The sequence below is a fragment of the Arthrobacter sp. SO5 genome (assembly GCF_020532805.1).
Lineage (GTDB): Bacteria > Actinomycetota > Actinomycetes > Actinomycetales > Micrococcaceae > Arthrobacter.
Genome location: NZ_MQTQ01000101.1, coordinates 78,792 through 92,829 on the forward strand (window position 1 = coordinate 78,792; position 14,038 = coordinate 92,829).

General features: G+C 60.5%; 13 protein-coding genes and 1 pseudogene. 5 read left to right on the top strand and 9 right to left on the bottom strand.

Annotated elements, in window-relative coordinates:
• The 3 genes and pseudogenes from BJG92_RS17465 to BJG92_RS17475 form a co-directional block, all read left to right on the top strand.
• The coding region (locus BJG92_RS17465; RefSeq protein ID WP_232085241.1) for an ATP-binding protein at positions 1 to 322 on the top strand (322 nt) is incomplete at its 5' end.
• A gap of 809 nt (positions 323 to 1,131) precedes the next feature.
• A pseudogene (locus BJG92_RS17470) lies at positions 1,132 to 2,408 on the top strand (IS110 family transposase).
• A gap of 306 nt (positions 2,409 to 2,714) precedes the next feature.
• Positions 2,715 to 3,317, top strand: coding sequence for a hypothetical protein (locus BJG92_RS17475; RefSeq protein WP_232085242.1), 603 nt, complete (start codon positions 2,715 to 2,717; stop codon positions 3,315 to 3,317).
• 261 nt (positions 3,318 to 3,578) lie between these two features.
• Here BJG92_RS17475 and BJG92_RS17480 read toward each other — a convergent pair whose 3' ends face one another.
• The 4 genes from BJG92_RS17480 to BJG92_RS17495 all read right to left on the bottom strand — a co-directional run bounded on the left by BJG92_RS17480 (position 3,579) and on the right by BJG92_RS17495 (position 7,297).
• Complete coding sequence (locus tag BJG92_RS17480) at positions 3,579 to 5,012, bottom strand: hypothetical protein (RefSeq protein WP_232085243.1); 1,434 nt, start codon at positions 5,010 to 5,012, stop codon at positions 3,579 to 3,581.
• Positions 5,002 to 5,631 carry a hypothetical protein gene (locus BJG92_RS17485; protein ID WP_232085244.1) on the bottom strand — a complete coding sequence of 210 codons (630 nt, stop codon included), beginning with the start codon at positions 5,629 to 5,631 and terminating at the stop codon, positions 5,002 to 5,004. Before BJG92_RS17485 ends, BJG92_RS17480 begins: the two co-directional genes overlap by 11 nt.
• A gap of 103 nt (positions 5,632 to 5,734) precedes the next feature.
• Positions 5,735 to 6,133 (bottom strand): hypothetical protein, encoded by a 399-nt coding sequence (locus tag BJG92_RS17490; protein WP_232085245.1) that lies wholly within the window; start codon positions 6,131 to 6,133, stop codon positions 5,735 to 5,737.
• Between the two features lie 192 nt (positions 6,134 to 6,325).
• On the bottom strand, positions 6,326 to 7,297 hold the full coding sequence (locus BJG92_RS17495; RefSeq protein ID WP_232085246.1) for a TIR domain-containing protein: 972 nt from the start codon (positions 7,295 to 7,297) through the stop codon (positions 6,326 to 6,328).
• 761 nt (positions 7,298 to 8,058) lie between these two features.
• Here BJG92_RS17495 and BJG92_RS17500 point away from each other — a divergent pair.
• The gene (locus tag BJG92_RS17500) at positions 8,059 to 9,090 is read left to right on the top strand and encodes a DUF4192 domain-containing protein (protein WP_232085247.1); all 1,032 of its coding nucleotides are present in this window, start codon (positions 8,059 to 8,061) and stop codon (positions 9,088 to 9,090) included.
• A gap of 39 nt (positions 9,091 to 9,129) precedes the next feature.
• Here the strand turns inward: BJG92_RS17500 and BJG92_RS17505 are convergent, their stop codons facing one another.
• From BJG92_RS17505 to BJG92_RS17525, 5 genes are all read right to left on the bottom strand, one after another.
• Complete coding sequence (locus tag BJG92_RS17505; protein WP_232085248.1) at positions 9,130 to 10,320, bottom strand: alpha/beta hydrolase; 1,191 nt, start codon at positions 10,318 to 10,320, stop codon at positions 9,130 to 9,132.
• The gene (locus BJG92_RS17510) at positions 10,313 to 10,762 is read right to left on the bottom strand and encodes a hypothetical protein (protein WP_232085249.1); all 450 of its coding nucleotides are present in this window, start codon (positions 10,760 to 10,762) and stop codon (positions 10,313 to 10,315) included. Before BJG92_RS17510 ends, BJG92_RS17505 begins: the two co-directional genes overlap by 8 nt.
• Positions 10,759 to 11,787, bottom strand: a complete 1,029-nt coding sequence (locus BJG92_RS17515) for an MAB_1171c family putative transporter (RefSeq protein ID WP_232085250.1) — start codon at positions 11,785 to 11,787, stop codon at positions 10,759 to 10,761. The genes BJG92_RS17510 and BJG92_RS17515 overlap by 4 nt, the downstream gene beginning before the upstream one ends.
• Positions 11,784 to 12,272, bottom strand: a complete 489-nt coding sequence (locus BJG92_RS17520) for a hypothetical protein (RefSeq protein ID WP_232085251.1) — start codon at positions 12,270 to 12,272, stop codon at positions 11,784 to 11,786. The genes BJG92_RS17515 and BJG92_RS17520 overlap by 4 nt, the downstream gene beginning before the upstream one ends.
• 500 nt (positions 12,273 to 12,772) lie before the next feature.
• On the bottom strand, positions 12,773 to 13,045 hold the full coding sequence (locus BJG92_RS17525; RefSeq protein WP_232085252.1) for a hypothetical protein: 273 nt from the start codon (positions 13,043 to 13,045) through the stop codon (positions 12,773 to 12,775).
• Between BJG92_RS17525 and mobF the strand changes: the two genes are divergently transcribed.
• Positions 13,045 to 14,038 (top strand): MobF family relaxase (mobF, locus tag BJG92_RS17530; RefSeq protein WP_232085253.1); only part of this gene is annotated, 994 nt, incomplete at its 3' end. The genes BJG92_RS17525 and mobF overlap by 1 nt on opposite strands.

Genomic DNA, 14,038 nt, shown 5'->3' on the forward strand with positions numbered 1-14,038 from the left:
GGCTCATTCCCGCGGGAAACTCGCCCAGGAACTGGTGAAACTACGCCGCTACGGGCTCCTCATAATTGACGAAGTAGGCTATATCCCGTTTGACCAGGACGCCGCGAACCTGTTCTTCCAGCTGGTCTCCAGCCGCTACGAACACGCCTCGATGATCCTGACGTCCAACCTACCCTTCGCCCGCTGGGGCGACGTCTTCGGGGACCTGACCATCGCCTCGGCCATGATCGACCGGATCGTCCACCACGCCGACGTCATCAGCCTCAAAGGCAACAGCTACCGACTCAAAAAACACCAACCCACCGCCGGTACGGCACAATAGAACGAACAACAAGTGGCCCTGTTTTCAAATGGCACTAATGGCCCTGTTTTGGGTTGGCGTTAACACACCTGCCGACGGGCCAGGCTCAGCGATCTCATATCAGCTCCGGATCAGTGGCCATGTCATGCCGTTCCCCCCGAAGTCCTGCATGAACAGGTATCAGAGCGGACAATCCGGACCGGCCGCAACCCTGGGTCGATCTAGAGAATATTCAGCAAATCATGTTGTACGCGGTTCTAGCCACCATGAAGCAGTGAACGCGAAAACCCAACGGAAGGACGAACGAGGATGAACACCCAGAAGAGACCCCGCGAGGAGGCACCCGGTCCGCCGTAGCCAGAGGCTCCCCCACACAACCGAATAAGCCGTTCCGGGACCCCACACACCCGGAACATCTGATCAGAGGCAAGAGTGTGCACAATGTGCACGCGAAAAAACACTCCAAAAGCCCCTGACCTGCGGAAACACTGTGCCCGAGGTGGGACTCGAACCGGGTTCCAGCAGTTGAATTTCCGCCGCTCCCCCGAAAACATCGCCAATCCGGCCCGGTTCGTCACCGGTACGGCCCGATCCGAAGCCCAGGGTGTGCACATTGTGCACACCCTCATTTTTGCCCTCTCCGGCGCCCCCGTTACCTTTTTCGTAGCCCGTTCCTGTTGCAGGATGTGGGTGTGCTGGCCTGCCGGCCCCGGCATGATTGCCGCCCCCAGTCATCAATGATCCGGGGGGTGTTGTCACCGAGGCACGGTAGGTGCCGGAGAGACCGCAAATAGAGGCAGGACAGGTTGGGATCGTCGTGCGTAACGTGGATGCCGGGCTCTGACACCGCGGACAGTCCAGCACTGGGTATCAGCTGCTGCGACTGGAGGTACAGGTGATCGGAAACCACGAAACCATCGATGTCTTCATCGGCCTGGACGTCGGCAAGGGCGAGCACCACGCCGTTGCCGTGGACCGGACCGGTAAGAAACTCTTCGACAAGGCGTTGCCTAACGACGAGGCCCGGCTGCGCGAAATCCTCGGCTCTTTGAACAGGCACGGCAGTATCCTGCTCGTGGTTGATCAGCCGGCCACGATCGGCGCGCTCCCGGTCGCCGTGTCCCGGGCCGCCGGTGTCACCGTCAGATACCTGCCCGGGCTGGCGATGCGCCGGATCGCGGACCTGCACCCTGGCGAGGCGAAGACCGACGCGCGGGACGCGTTCATCATCGCCGAGGCTGCCCGGACCATGCCGCACACGTTGCGCTCCATCCAGATCGCTGACGAACGGCTCGCCGCGCTGACCATGCTCTGCGGCTTCGACGACGATCTGGCCAAACAGGCCACCGCGACATCGAACCGGATCCGGGGCCTGCTGACCCAGATCCACCCCGCATTGGAGCGTGTCCTGGGCCCACGCCTGGACCACCCGGCAGTGCTTGATCTGCTGCGGACCTGGCCGACCCCCGAAGCCCTCCGCCATGCCGGCCGGCGCAGGATCGCAAACCGGCTCACAAAGCTTGCACCCAGGATGGGCGAACGCCTCGCCGACGAGATCATCGACGCACTGGACCAACAATCGGTCACCGTCGTCGGGACAAACGCTGCCACGATCGTGCCGCCACAGTTGGCGAGGATGCTCGCCGACATCAGGCAAGCCCGCGACACCGTTTACACCCAGGTCGAAGCCCTCGTGGAGGCCCACCCTCTTCACCCGGTCCTGCCGTCACTCCCGGCGGTTGGCGTCATGACCGCAGCACGGATCCTCACGGAGATCGTCGGCAAAGACTTCGCATCCGCCGGGCATCTGGCCTCCTACGCTGACCTCGCCCCCGTGACCTGGAGATCCGGGACATCTATCCGCGGCGATCACCCATCCCGGAAGGGAAAGAAGATCCTCAAAAGAGCCTTCTTCCTTTCCGCCTTCGCCGCACTGAAAGAACCTCCGTCGAGGGCCTACTACGACCGCAAGCGAGCCGAAGGCAAACGCCACAACCAGGCCCTAATCGCCCTGGCCCGCCGCCGCTGCGAAACCCTCTACGCCATGCTCAGGGACGGCACCCTCTACGAACCACGGATACCCTCAGCCGCTTGGCGAAAACCATAGAGGCACCCCCCAACGAGGCTGCATACACAGCCGTCCGGGCGGGGCAGTTTTGTCCTGCGCGCGATCTTGCTCCGATATGAAGAGTGGGCCCCCGGAACCCGATCGCCCAAAATGAGCGCCGCACTACCGGGCGGCCCTCATACTGAAATTCGACGAACATCATGGCGGCCGGTTCCTCCTTTCCGAACATCTCATGGAGAAGCGAACAGCCACCTGCATGACCACCCGACAGCCCGGCCAGTGCGTGAGGCTGCCATCCCATCACCTACTTATCCGACTTCCGCGAGCGGCATGGATACTTGTTCCATGACTGAGTTTGCAAGCCTTACATCCGATGACTTCGAGCTCTATGCCGGGCAAATGGAGCAAATCAAGGCACGCATCAAGGCTGCCGCGGGCTTCTTCGAGCCTCCAAACGTTTATCCCTCGGTCGAAGCGGGACTGTTGCAGCTGCGTCTCGCTCTCGAAACGCTCGTGTTGTCATCCTTAGTGACCAACAGGAAGGCGGTGGAAGCGGTGTCGACGGCCTTTGCCAAGAAGGAACACAAAGATGCTTTCAAGCTTGCGAAGGAATTAAACCCGGCATTCTGGCCAGTGCCCTGTACTCAGATTCACGATGATGACGGCGAGGTCATCGAGATGCGAGCCATTGCCGGCGGGCACCTGACTGAGGACGAGTACTTGCCGACGTGGGGCCGTCTAAGCGCCTGGTTGCACGCCACGAATCCCTTCCAGACCATGCCGGAGCCCTCAGTTGGCGCAACGTACGGAATACAAGTAGCTCGGAAGTTAGTCGTTCTGCTTGACCACCACTATTTGTCGTTGCTCGAACGAGGGGAATCGATGGTCTGCATGATGAATGAGGCCAACTCGGGCCGCGTTCACACATTTGGATTTGAGCCAGCTTAGAAGCTCACACCTATTACACCCTTGTGGCCGGAAATTGGCTCTCCCGCTTGTCCTATAGCTGCCGCCGTCAGTGGACTGCCCGGGACTCGAACCCGGGTGCAGAAGCCAACACCTTGCAGTGTCTCCCTCAGCCCTGCCGAGTGAATAGTCCGGCGGTCTTGCTCATGGGAGCGATATCGGTCGCCGTTGAAGGGCGCAACGCCGGACGACTGAGGGCCCTGTCTCCATGCGGAGAACGGGCCCTCAACCTATACGACGAGGCTAGTCGGTGCTTTGGGTCACAATTCGGGCCTCAGCATCCGACTCGGCCACTTCATCCGAGGCGGCTCTGTGTTCCTCGTACCCGACGACAGCCTTCAGATCTGCAAGATCCGTGTCCTGAAGCGGGATGAAAAGAGGTACCGCGTTTAGAGCCATCTCCGAAAGGTAGTATTTCGAGTTTGAAGCTCCACGCCCCGTAGAAGAAGGCAAATCGCAAATGAGCCGCCTATTTGCCGCTCCCACAGCCGTGGTTACGGAAACTACTTCTGCGGTGGAGCCAAGGGCTGTGGCTACGTTAGAGAGTTGGGTGTCCTTCGAGATATTGGCTTCACCCAGGCCCGCGTAGTCGACCCTGGACTCCTTAGCGGCCATACTCAGAGCCAATATCCTTATGTCTGCGCCGATGGCGCGCTCACTGACCGAATCAACGGTCTGCCTCGAATCGGCTCCCTCAATCTCGAGGTCTGCAATCCGGCTGTTCGTGAAGATGGCTGAAAAATCGGCGATGTTCAACCCAAGGCCACCGGCTCCCAAGAACCAGGACTTCTCTACCGCCCCACTAGCGGCCTCCACGACTCTGCACACCCTCGCGCGGAGTCGCGAGGCGTTTGCCTTCATGAGGCGCTGGAGATTAGCAGGAGAACCTACGACTCCGGAAGCAAGAATGGACTCGATCTCGATGTCCGCACCCAGCCTGCTCCAAAAGTCGTCGTCATCAAGGTCATCCATCTCCAACAAAAAGGAGAGAGAAGATGAATCGATCGAAGGAACGGAAGCCACGGTTACGGGAAACGTGCTTGCCGGCTCGCCTGACGCGATCCACAACGCCTGCATGAAGCTGTTGATCGCATTTGAGCGCGGTGTGTCCAGAGCGAGTGCCGCCGCCTGGACGGCCTCCTCGATGTGCTCCGGGGAGGAATGGCTGGCACTGGCAAAAGCGTCAGTCACAGTCTCCGTAATTGTCTGCGCGCGAGGCTTCCTGATCACGCCTTTACCGCCCTGTAAGACGGCGCGGGAGATCAATCCCGCGTACGGGGACTTCTTTGCGCCGGGGGCTAAGGCCTGCAAACTGTCGGAGTTCGCCACCAGAACCTTGTGCTTGGAGGAGAGCGTCTGGAGATCGAGCTCAACCTTGGTCTCTTCCCTCGCGACTGCAGATGCTGCCAGGGGCATGAGAATCGAGTGGTGGTCCTCGCCCAAGAGCACGATGTCCTCTTGCAGGTATTGCGGGTTACTGTTTGCCCTCAGGTAGACGAGGCGTTTTTCCTTCGTTCCGGGCCAAGTGAGAACGAGATCCGGGGAATATGTGTTGTTGAAGTATTCAGTGCTGTGAACTTCAACTTTGGCATCGGCCGCACGGAAATGATCCGCGACGCCGTCCTTTATGGAGTTGACGCTCGAGCTTTGGCTATCCACCGCGACGTCAGTGTGCATTTTCGTATTCCCGCCTATCGCGTATCCGATTAAGCTCGATTCGATCTTCGTGCGAAATGACCAGCTTCGTTTGTTTTTGCGAAAGAACGATAAGCCAGATGTTTTCGACCATGTGCGCCACGATCTCCATGTCGACAATCTCGGCAATCAGCCGCTTCTCGTCCTTGCCGAAGACTTTGTCCCTGTGCCTGTCCAGCGCCTTTAAGATGTTCTCACTGGAGTGCAGTTCGTCCCACGTGTCCGAGCGAAAGGGCGCCCAAGTAATCCATATGAAGTGCTGCGCCAATCGAGAGTACTTAGCCAAGGTGCAATACGTCTGAGCGAGAAACTTGTCGAAGTGAGTGCCCTGATCCGCTGCTTTCTTATAGTTTTTGGACTCGGCTACGAATGTGTCGTTTTCGAAAGGCCTGCCACGAAACACTCCTCCGAGGTCATAAGAATACGGTTGGCCACCATGCGGCCACATGAAAGCCAGCCGGCTTGGACCTCCATCGTCCATGTTGGTGTAGGAGTGCTTGACCCTAGTAGTCGAGTCGAGCCACAGCTTCGCTTGTCGCGTGCCTTCTTCCCCGAGTTTGTGTTTCTGTTCCCCCGGTGCCGGCGGTTTTTCAATTGGCATGCCTCATAGTAGCCGTGGGGGCCGACCATCGGGTGCAGCGGGAAGTCTGTGTTGCAGGAATGAAGCCTGTGCACCGCTAGACGAGTATCCGAGCTTCGCAACGCTATTCCTCCCGCTCGATCGACTCGACCAACGCAGAAGCGGCGCCTTGTGGGGACACCGGCGGGGCTTCGGCTTGTGGGCCCGCATAGAAGGTTCCGGGCATCAAAAAGGCCGATCCGATGGATCGACCTGGTTGTTTCGATACCTCTGGCGAGATCCGGGGAGAGATTTGAATGTTTTCGGCGACGCTCTTTGGATTTCTCGCGGCACCTGGATCGCTATTTGGCACGGCGTTTTCGGCGCGGTCGCAAGCGCAGTGCCTGCCGCCGTCGTAGCGGTTTGTGTGGTCTATGTGACCAACCGCCATCAGATGACTCTCGCTGGCCGACAGTTGAAAGCTGCCGATGAGCATGCGGCGGCCGCACTTCAGCGCCAGAAAATTGACCAGTTGAGTGCCCAACGGGCGCAGCGCGCCGCCTTGTACAAGTTGGTTTCCGCGAGTTGCGAATGGATGTCCTGGTTCGACATGGTGCCCGAATCGATGTCAGCGTCACTCACCAAGGATCAAGATCATGGATGACGAAGGAAAGCCAGTCCCGCAATTCAGGAGCGAAGTCTTTCGCCTTCTCACCGGACCAACTAATAAAGACTTTCAACTTGTCACCGCCTGCTTTGAGACGCCGCCGATTCCCGGGTCAACGTTGAAGGCGATCCGTTCGTCGGCTTTCCGACTTCCGAAGACCTTGACGGAGATAGAGGAACGGTCAGCTTCATCAAGGGGAATCGGCGTCGTCACAGTAATCAGACCGGTCTCTGCCACGGATACGGATGAACCTCGTAGCTGAAGATTTTGGTTGAGATGTCGACTGATGGTGTTGGTAATGGTCTCCTGGAGAGGAGGCGCTGGCACGTAAACAGAGTCCCGGGCGGTCGCCGCCCTGTAGTTCAAGTAGTGGGGGTCATCAGCAATATGCAGCATCCCGGTCCGCATCAGGAAGGCCTCTAAGTCCACACTTCTTTCCGCGAACTCGTCGAACTGATGCATGAGCGTTTTTACGGCTTGCAACACTTCATCAAGTTTTTGCTCCTGCAGGCGTTCTCGTGACGCCTGCGTTGGACGGGAAGTCGGTGCTGCTGCCCACTGTTCGGCTTCCTTGATCGCAACTTCCAAGTCTGGCCACCACTTGTCAAAGGCTGCATCCAACTGAGCGACGTCTCGCGGTGTTGCCAAAGCACTGTTGATCGAATGCACAATGACCTTGATGTCCTGCTCGGTAGCAAGATGCGCCTGGTAGTTCGACAGCGGCGGCTTTAGCGAGGCAATGCCATCGAAACCGACAAGAAGCGGAATCGCACTGGCGTTGACACCCTTGACGGCTTTGGACAGCGCGCCAGCCTCAAAGTTCAGCCACGTCTCATGCTGGTTTTCTGGAGTTACGCAGATGATGCCGAAGTTGGTTGATTCAAGCGCGTCACTTATCTGAGAGATGGAGAGCTTACCCGATTCGATACTCTTCGCGCTCATCCAAGGCTGAACCTGGTTGATTACTTGAGGAAGCCACTCCTCAAGCGCTTTCGCAACAATGAGACTGCGCTCTTTGGACCAGCTAATAAAAACCTTCAAGAATCTTCCCCATCTTCTATTAAATCGCTCAGGTAAGAGTACCAACGGAGTGTGTCTAGACCCCGCTCGTTAATCGCAAAGCCAGTCTCAGGATCGAAAATGCAGGCAGGCTCATCATCGCAAGATTCGATGGAGCTTGCTCCACCATCAGTAGGGCGGTCGGGATCAGCCATTCGCCCACAATCCGCGATGATTGCCGAGGTCTCGCGATGGCGGGCGGATGATGTGCCGGCATCAGATTTTCCGGCACCGACGGCCCTCAGAAAGAGATCACGAGCGCCAGTCGGCCCTCCCCTTGAGGTTCGCGCTGCACCACAGTTCCGAAGGGACGCTCGCCAATGAATTGGTGAGGTCCGATTGTCCGGTTTCGTTGGGCTGGTGGAGTCCAACAGTCGTGTCGCATTGTCTGCTAGCGGCTGTAGCTTACTCGGGCTGGATTTGGGTATCTTCGGTGTCTTCCCGTCATGCAGCCCAGCTCCTTCGGATCCATGAATGACCAGAAGCATCTTCGCTGTTGGTCATTCTGATTCCCCATCATCGCTGGGCGGGTCCTCCGCACAACCAGGGCGCTGCGCGCCGGTCGCGACTCAAAATTTCGTTCGGCGCTCCTCCGTCGCTTTTTTCCTCGCGAAATCTTGGCTCGTGACCGGTTCCCCAGTTGCACTCCGGTCCCTCGTACCCAGCGGTGACTCCTCTATCAGAACGACGCCGAAATCTGACAAGCACGCCCGGTGCCCGCCAGTCGCTGAAGGAGAAGAATCATGGAAACGTTCACGATCAAAACGCCCGCTGACGTTCTCAGTTTCGTCGGACACACCCTGGGGTTTTGGCCCCACGAAAGCCTCGTCTGCATCACCCTGGTCGATAACCACGTCGGGGCCACCCTCCGCGTTGACCTGCCGAAGCCGGGGTCAGAGATCAGCTACGCACAGACCATCGCCGAATACTTGGCCCATGACGCCAAGGCCGCCAGCATCGTCTTCGCTGTCTACACGTCGATGCCCGCAGAGGCCGGCCGCACCAGGCCCCACGCCGCAACCATCGCGGCTCTGACAGGGGCCCTTGCCGAGCGGGGCATGACCATCCGCGACGGACTCCTCGTGGGAGACGACACAGTTTCCCAATACGACGGCGATCCCAAGGCCGGACCATCCCTGCCTCTAACGTCGACGCAGTCCAGCCAGATCAACGCCGAGTTCGTCTACCGCGGCAGCACCATCGCCCCGACTAACCGCATCACACTGCCGGCTTCGACCAAGGAAACCCAGACTGCGGACGCCGTCGAAAGTTGCGTGAAATCGATGCAGAGCCTAAACGTCCGAGATGCCATGGACCGGGCCCGGACGCTTTGGACGGAAATGCTGGACGCAAAATCCTTCCCGCCCGACGAGCGAATCATCGGCCTGATCGCGAGCCTCCAGTTCCCCACCATTCGGGATCAACTAATTTCGGACATCCCCGGAATCGACGAACCCATGGACCGTGTCCTCCTGGCCCAGACGAACAGCAAGCCGCGCTGGTCCCGGGTCGAGTGGGCAGAGCAGCTGCTGTTACACGCTTACACACGCAGCAGCACCAGCCACTCCGCCCCCATCCTCACCGCCATCGCCTTCATCAATTGGTGGGAGGGCAGAGGCAGCAAGGCCCACCAGTTCCTGCAACTCGCCCTCGAAGCCGACCCCGGCTACCACCTGGCCAGGCTCAGTGACCAAATGATCGGTCGCGGAATAGTCGCCGGCTGGACCATGGACCGGAACACGGCGTATCAGAATCGCGGGCTTGAGGCATCCTGACCACGTATCGAGAGATGGATCTACCCGGGGCACCGGCAGTCATCCCGAGGCCACACGGCTTCGGAGCCACCCAAACACCGCCGCGTCCCACCCCTCCGGATCGGCATTCCACTCCTGCGTGTGCTCCACAGACGGAAAGGTCACCAGCGTCACCAGATCAGGACGGCGGTCGACGAACCGGCGGGAAACCGCGAAGGGAGTCGACCGGTCCCTCTCACTGTGGATCACCAGTACAGGTAGACGGAGTTCGTCCGCTCGGGCTACCACATCCAGGGCCCTCAAATTCAAGGCTGTTCCCAGCCCGGCGATCCAACACAGCCGCGGTGACTCAAGAATCCGCAGGCCCAAGGCCGCAATCCAGCGCGGAAGCATGCTTGATCGGGCGTTGGCCATCAGCGTGCTGGTCCAGTCAATGACCGGCGCATCGAGAACGAGCCCGACAATGCGATCCCGGAACTCCGACTCCAGGGTCAGCTGAAGTGCAATCGTGCCGCCGAGGGACCATCCGAACAGCACAATCTGGCTAGCGCCCTGATCCAGGGCATACGAGACGGCTGCGTCCACGTCGCGCCACTCGGACTGTCCCAGGTGGTAGCGGCGATCCGCTGACGCTGGCGCTTCCCCATCATTCCGGAATGAAACCACCAGAGAGGTGTAACCCAACCGGTCCGCCACGGGCACGCCGCGCAATGCGCCGGATTTCTTGCCGCCAAGGCCGTGCACATGGATGGCCCACGTGGCGGAACTTCCTGCGGAGGCTTCAGTGGGTGGGAACTGCCAGGCAGTCGCAATGCCGTTCTGCACCGGAATCCCAACGTCTTTGCAGGGAAGGCCCAGTGGGTCCGGCGTCGGATAGACGTACCCGCTCCAGATCCCGGCCTTGGCGCTCAGCAGGTCCCCCGAGTCAACCCGTTCAACCAGCCTCGTCACCGTCCCGACGGCGGCGGGCCCTGCGCCGTCGTCGGTGGCCACGATCTTTCCGATGCAGGCGTGGCCTGCGCCATTGGCAAACCAGATGCTGTAGCGGCCCGGAACCGTAGTCCGGGGCGATGCAGGCAGTTCAATCAGCAACGAACCGTTGCCGTCGCGGAACACCCTGAGGATCGGCAGATCCTCAACGCGCCGCGATGCGGGCACCACAATCTGACGCGCGAAATAGGCGGCCGCGAGAAGCGCTGCGGCGCCCGCCATGACACCTCCGATGACCACGCCCACAACGGACCTACGCACCGCCGTCGTCCTTTGGCTCTTTCATGCGGTCGTCGATTACTTGGCGTAAACGCAGCAGCGTGGCGGGGGAAATCGCCTGCAGCTGCCGGGCCGCAAAGTTCCTGACGCGGTTTTCCCGCAGCGTCCGCAACAGCTGCAGCTGGGCATCGACAAGATCGGGGATCTCCCCTGCGTCGTCCAGGAGGTACCGGGAGTCGACGCCAAAATAGTCGGCAAGGTTCTGAAGAAGCGCGGTGTCCGTCGCCATGGGACCGTCTCCGCTGCGCATATAGGCCCACCGCGAGCGGGACAAGGGCGTTCCCCGCTCCTCCATGTGCCGGCTTATCTGCGGATAGGTCAACGGCGAAGACCCTTGGGCCTCAAAAAGATCGAGGAGGAGATTCAGCTTTCGGGCGAGGCGTGCTTGCGGCGTTTCGGAGAGCCCGCCGTCGCTGTCTGTCATGACTTCAACTCCCCCTTGATTGGCGTCCTGGCTCCCCAATGCCCGGGTGCGGAAACTCGGGTTCCGAGATACTCCTCCGTTTCAGCCAGTACCTGAATATCACTCTCCCCTAGTGACTTGGCAAGTTCGGGGTCTACCAGGAGGGCGTCGCGGATCTCAACCAGCATCCGGTGGAGTCGCTGCTTGGACGCATCCCGCGGGTCGCCGGCTCCCGCTGGAACGTTGAGCCGAACCCCGGAGCGGGCCGCGGTGGTTCGTTCCCAGGGCTCAGCCAAGCGTTCGAGGAGGACGGCGGCGGTCCGGGAATCGGACCTGCGCTCCAGGCTACGCGCGACGGGAGGCAGGGCAAGGCCCACGCACAGAAACGCCATGGCTCCGAATACCGCGGCGTCGTACACGTAGGAGAGCCGCATCATCGACTCAATCTCTCCCACTAGATGCAGGAGATCCATGCCCAGCACCGCAAGAACCAGCACCACGGCCAGGAAACAGCCAATGCCGATGAAAGTGAGTGCGAGGCGGAAATACGGCCTTGCCATCTCGCCACGGAACTTGAAGCACGTATAGCCGGTGACGGTCACCACCACTCCGATGTAGAGGAACTGGATGCTTGAGTAGGCGGCGGCTGCCCACTGGCTGCCAAAGTTCTTCATAAAAGAGGTGGACGTCCGCGGGGCATCAACCAGGCTGAAACTCAGAATCAGTGCGACGACGACCACTCCGAGCAGAATTAATCCGCCCCCGTTGCGCCGGTCCATCGTCTCGTCTGGATCGGCTGCCCGCAGGATCGCCCGGGACAGGAAGTAGATCCCGACGACCATAAAGGTGTTGGCCACCAGGTCCAGGACATTGCGGCCGCCGAGAAGCCGGTCTCCCTCGAGGTAGATCTTGTCGACGTTCAGGGTTAGTGCGATGGCAATAGTCACGGCGGCCACCATGATGCTGTGGTCGCTGCGCCGCTTCATGCTTGGAAGGAGGCACAGGACCAGGCCCCAGATCACGGCGGCGGCAAAGACCTGGATCACCCCAAAATCCTTTCAAACGACCGGGGCTCGATGCTGCTGTCCCTAATTGCAGCGGCGAAGAGATCCGCCAGGGTCTCGGCGGCGGCTTCGATGTGATCCAGGAAGTCACTGCGCCCCAGGATGCGGGAGACTTTCTCGCCGGAAAGATTGGGAAACAGGGTCTCGGCGTAGTTCGCGGACACCACCGCCTCATCGTGGCGGAGCACCATATGTCCGAGTTCGTGAAGGATAAATTGCTGGCGGTGAAGCGCCGACGGCGTTGGCGCGTGCAGGATGATCTCCCGAGTGTTCGTGGACAGCCACAGCCCACAGACCGTTCCGCTGTTTAACGACTCACAAACGTCGATCTCAATCCGTCGTCCGCGGACCTTCTCGATGATCGAGATCAGACGGTCCAAGGAGAGACGGCTTGGCAGGTTCAGCGCTCGGAAGCCTTCCGCAGCGCTGCGCGACGGCGAATATTCAGAGTCCGCAAAATGTCCCATTGGAGTCCCATCATCTGGGCTGCTGGCTCGTATCGATGCCCGCTGCCCTTCGACGAATCGGCCCGCTCACATGGCCCGCCAAGACTCGCCTACCACCATTGAACGCCTGTGCTCTGGACATGTCCAGAGCACAAAACCGCGCTACCCTCGCACCACCCTCACACCTCTGGCATCCAAGGTTGTCGCCGTGAGCGCGTGCTCACGGCAAGTCATGTCGCAGGGCGCGTCGGCGTTGATGAACGACTGTGACCGGAAAGAATTGCGGGGAATGCAGCGAGCGCTTCGAGCCGTCGCGCACGTCGCAGCGGTTCTGCTCTACACGCTGCGCCAACAGACAGCGTGATCGGCGACGGCGGGAAAGAGCAAAGTGGGCGCCGCCAGTTCCCGGCGCGGTTGTTGCGCTCAATTCACGCGCCAAAGCACCGGGCCACATAGAGCCCCCGCACAACGCCCCGGCCCGCATTCCTGCCGCCGTCGCAGAGAGCAGCCGGGTCCTCGATTCACTCCGCGTCCAGCTTCGATCCCAAGCCGTAGACATCGACCATTTGGCGGCGGAGAACGCGGACCAACGAGGCATCATCAAGCGCCTCCGCGTAGACCTCGACCGACAGCAAACCGCGCACAAAACTGACGCTGACGACTTGGTCCGCCTGGCAGGCAAGCTGCTGGCTCTGTCCCAGACCACCGGCCTTGAAATGGACAACCGCACGAAAGCGATATTCCGTCGGCGAGGGTGGACATCCTCCAGCCGTCATCGGGAAGCGCAGAAGCAATGACCATGTCCATCGCCCGGCTGTCCGCCCAGTCGGGCCTAAAGTACCTCTTCAAAACCACCATGTTGGACGATCTGACGGTCACTCCCGCAGATGCCACCACGTACTACATGAAAGCGGGAACGCCTCAGGGACGCTGGCTGGGTTCCGGCCTGCAAGGCATCAGTCGGACCAGCGGAGACGTCGTCACGGAACCCGACGCCAAAGCCCTTTTCGACCACGCAGTCCACCCGGATACCGGCACTCCCCTGGGGCGTCCGTACGGCCAACCCACGGTCGTCCAGAACAGCCAGGGCCGAACCGAAACGCGCCACGCAGTCGTCGGATTCGACCTCACCTTCAGCGTTCCCAAATCCGTGTCCGTCCTCTGGGCCCTGAGCCCCCGCGCTCTACAGGACCAAATCCTCCAGACCCACCACGACGCCGTCGACGCCACCCTGCAGTGGCTCGAAGAATCGGCAATCCACACGAGGGCCGGCCGCAACGGCGTCGCCTACCTCGGCACCCGGGGAGCCATCGCTGCCGCCTTCGACCATTGGGAGTCCCGTGCCGGAGATCCGCAGCTTCACACCCACCTGGTCATCGCCAACCGCGTCCAGCGCATCACCGACGACGCGTGGGTCACGCTGGATTCGCGGACGCTGTACAAAGCCGCGGTCGCTGCCAGCGAGCACTATAACGGTCTCCTCTTCGACACACTCCACCGAAACCTCGGCACCGACGCCGATATCCGTGAGCCGGCCGCAAACACACACAACCCCAGTCAGCAACTCACCGGCGTCGACCAGGTACTCATCCGCGAATTCTCCAACCGCTCCCGCCTCATCGATCTGGAAACAGACCGTCTCGTGGCCGAATGGACCGCCAGCCACAGCGCTCCCCCAAGCGCCACAACCACCATCAAGCTCCGCCAGCAGGCAACCCTTTCCACCCGCAGCGCCAAACCGGAAACCGCCGCACCGCTCCGTCAGCTCTCCGCGCAGTGGCGGGCCC

Excerpts from the sequence above, each read along its gene's own strand:
- BJG92_RS17475 (WP_232085242.1), top strand. The coding sequence starts at position 2,715 with ATGACTGAGTTTGCAAGCCTTACATCCGATGACTTCGAGCTCTATGCC.
- BJG92_RS17480 (WP_232085243.1), bottom strand. The coding sequence starts at position 5,012 with ATGCACACTGACGTCGCGGTGGATAGCCAAAGCTCGAGCGTCAACTCC.
- BJG92_RS17485 (WP_232085244.1), bottom strand. The coding sequence starts at position 5,631 with ATGCCAATTGAAAAACCGCCGGCACCGGGGGAACAGAAACACAAACTC.
- BJG92_RS17500 (WP_232085247.1), top strand. The coding sequence starts at position 8,059 with ATGGAAACGTTCACGATCAAAACGCCCGCTGACGTTCTCAGTTTCGTC.
- BJG92_RS17510 (WP_232085249.1), bottom strand. The coding sequence starts at position 10,762 with ATGACAGACAGCGACGGCGGGCTCTCCGAAACGCCGCAAGCACGCCTC.
- BJG92_RS17520 (WP_232085251.1), bottom strand. The coding sequence starts at position 12,272 with ATGGGACATTTTGCGGACTCTGAATATTCGCCGTCGCGCAGCGCTGCG.